The following is a 3,250-nucleotide window of genomic DNA, read 5'->3' as shown; positions in this document are numbered from 1 at the left end:
CTGGGAAATTGTGCTATTCTCCAGTTGGAGTAGAGGAGATTTCTAAAAAACAAGACCCAGAATCTATTGCAAAATATGTAAAAATGCTAGCAAGTCTTGGACACCTAAGTCCAATTGAGCACATTTCCTTTACCTTTGCAGTTGAGGGGGTTTCAAGAACCTTAACCCACCAACTTGTTCGCCATAGGCTTGCTTCTTATTCCCAGCAGTCCCAAAGATATGTAAAATTAGATGGGTTTGAATATATAATTCCTCCTCATATAAAGGAAAACCTTGAAGCGAGAAAAATTTTTATAGAGACAATGGAAAAAGATCAAGAAGCTTATGATAAGCTTGCAGAAATTCTTAGTAAAAAACACTATGAAGATTTAATTAATAAGGGTGAAGATGAAAAATCTGCAAAAAGAAAGGCTACTAAGATGGCTATAGAAGATGCCAGATATGTTTTTCCAAATGCTTGTGAAACCAAAATAGTTTTCACTATGAATGCAAGAACTCTCCTTCATTTTTTTAATCTCAGATCCTGTAACAGAGCCCAGTGGGAGATAAGGGAGATGTCAGATCAGATGGTAAAATTAGTTAAAGATATATATCCAAGTGTCTTTGCATCAGCAGGCCCATCTTGTGTGTCGGGTCCTTGTCCCGAGGGAAAAATGACTTGCGGAAAAATAATGGAAGTTAGGGAAAAATTTAAAAATATATAAGGGCCAAAGGCTCTTTTATTTTGCCCCAAAATGGGTATAAATAAAAAATAAGAATAAAGAAAGAAGAGGTTTCTATGTCTTATATAGAATTAAATGAAGTTAGCAAAAAATATAAATCAGGTCAGTCTGAAATCCTTGCTAATGATAGGATAAGTTTTAATCTGGATAAGGGTAGACTTTTAATAATAGTTGGAGCGTCAGGAGCTGGTAAAACAACACTTTTAAATATTATAGGTGGGATGGAGCAAGCTACTAGTGGAGATATTTTTATTGATGGGAAAAACCTTAGCAAGCTTAATGAAAATGATCTAACAAAATATCGAAGAGATGATGTTGGTTTTGTATTCCAACATTACAACCTAATTCCAAATCTAACAGCCCTCGAAAATGTGGAACTTGCCAGTGAAATCTCAAGCGAATCATTAAATGCAGATGAGGTTTTAACCCAAGTTGGCTTAGGAAAAAGAGAAGGGAACTTTCCTTCCCAACTTTCTGGTGGAGAACAACAGAGGGTAGCCATTGCTAGAGCTTTGGCCAAAAATCCCAAATTACTCTTATGTGATGAACCAACAGGCGCTCTCGATTATAAAACTGGTAAAAATATCTTAAAACTCCTCCAAGATGCATCGAGGAAGTTTAATTCGACAGTTATAATAATAACTCACAATTCTTTGATAAAACCAATGGCAGATGAGGTTATAGAGCTAAAAGATGGTCGAATTTTAAAAGCATATACCAATGATAAGCCTGTTTCTGTGGAAGAACTCGAGTGGTAGTATGAACAAGACTTATATAAAAAATATCCTAAGAGATATAAAAAAAACAAAGGGAAAGGTATTTTCAATAGGGGTCATGGTTGGGCTTGCCACAATGGTAATAGTAGCCTTAAACCTCACTGGGCCATCTATGCGCAAAAGTCTAAAAGAATCTTTAAATACATACCATCATCCTGATATAATTGTAAAATCTACCTATCCAATGGATTATGAGGATAAAATTCTCTTAGATAATGATAAGGATATTGAAGATATATCCTATATTAAATCTGTAGATTTAATGGATGGTGAAAAAATAATCAGGTTAAAATCCTATGATAAAACTTTTGAGAAAATGAAGCTCATAAAGGGATCCCTAATTAAAAATGATAGAGAAATCATCCTGGATAAAGCGCTTGAAAAGTATTATAAAATTGGCGATGAAATAAAGCTTTCTTATATAAATGATGACCAAAAAGAAAATTCTAAGATAAAAAATACTTCTTTTAAGCTTGTAGGATTTTTTACAACAAGCGAAAAATTTATGGAAGATATGCGAGACCTATCTCCTCTTGGTAAAAAAGAAATAGAAGGTTTTGGCTTTGTAGCTTATGATAATTTTAAAAGCGAAAAATTCAATGAAGTTAATATTTCATATAAAAATTCATCTGAAATGGATAAAACAGGTGATAAGTATATAGGTTTTATTGAAGAAAAAAAAGAAAAAATAGAAGACGACATTTATCTGAGACCTAAGGAAGTTCTTAAAAAAATCAAAACCGAAGCTAATGATAAGATATCAGATGCAGAAGTTGACATAAATGAAGCAGAAAATAAGCTGACAAATACAGAAAAAGACTTAAAAGAAGCTAAAAAGAAGCTAGACGATGGTTTTAAAAAATATGAAAATAACAAGCAAGATTTTGAGAAAAAAATCAGAGATGGGGAATATGAACTTGTTAAATCAAGAAAAAAATTAGAAGATGGTCAAGTTAAATTAGAAGATGCTAAAAAAACCTTGACTGATTCTAAAGAAGATTATGAGAAGCAAATCCCAGAAACTGAAAAACTGCTGGAAGGTAAACTAGAGGAATTAAATGCTGGTAAAAGTCAAATTGAAGAGAAAAAAATAGAAATTCAAAATGGCCTTGATGCTATAGATAAGGCAGCAAATGAAAAAAAAGAAGCCTTGCTAAAGCAAAGAACTGGTGATTTAGATTCATTATCCAATATGCCAAGTGAAGAAGAATTCAAGGCGAAAATTGACCAAGAAAAAGCTCCACTTATTTCAGGGCTTAAAGAAATTGAGGCTAAAGAGGCAGAAATAAATAAAGGATTTGTTGAATATAATAAGGCCAAGGCAGAATTCGAAGCTAAAAAACAAGAAGGTCTTGCAAAACTCAAGACTGGCCCAGCAGAAATTGATAAAAATCAAAGGGAAATCAACCAAGGATGGACAAAGTACTACGAAGGAAGAGATAAGCTAGCCTTTAATAAAAAAGCTGGCAAGAGAAAATTAGAAGAAGCTTATAAAAAGCTAGTTTCATCAAAGGCTGATTATGAAAAGGGGCTAAAGGAATTTGCTGAAAAGAAGACGGAAGCAGAGGAAAAAATCCAAGACGGGAAAAAGAAAATATCAGATAATAAGGAAGCCTTGGTAAAACTCAGGGATCCTGAATATGATGTTGAAACTATTTTTGATAACCAAGGTATAGACACTTATTATAAAAATTCCTTAAATATGGATTCACTTTCAAAGGTATTTCCAGTATTCTTTTATATGGTAGCTAT

General features: G+C 32.9%; 2 protein-coding genes and 1 pseudogene. All 3 read left to right on the top strand.

Going from position 1 to position 3,250, the window contains the following annotated elements:
- Nucleotides 1-704 (top strand): FAD-dependent thymidylate synthase (thyX, locus tag RQ907_RS08245; protein ID WP_311492892.1); only part of this gene is annotated, 704 nt, incomplete at its 5' end.
- 74 nt (nucleotides 705-778) lie between these two features.
- Nucleotides 779-1,480 carry an ABC transporter ATP-binding protein gene (locus RQ907_RS08240; protein WP_311492891.1) on the top strand — a complete coding sequence of 234 codons (702 nt, stop codon included), beginning with the start codon at nucleotides 779-781 and terminating at the stop codon, nucleotides 1,478-1,480.
- 1 nt (nucleotide 1,481) lies between these two features.
- Nucleotides 1,482-3,250 (top strand): annotated as a pseudogene (locus RQ907_RS08235) (ABC transporter permease); the annotation flags it as partial.

The sequence above is a fragment of the uncultured Anaerococcus sp. genome, from assembly GCF_963510575.1.
Classification (GTDB): domain Bacteria; phylum Bacillota; class Clostridia; order Tissierellales; family Peptoniphilaceae; genus Anaerococcus.
Note: the sequence above shows the minus strand (reverse complement) of the source record. Positions and strands in the feature narration are given on the sequence as shown.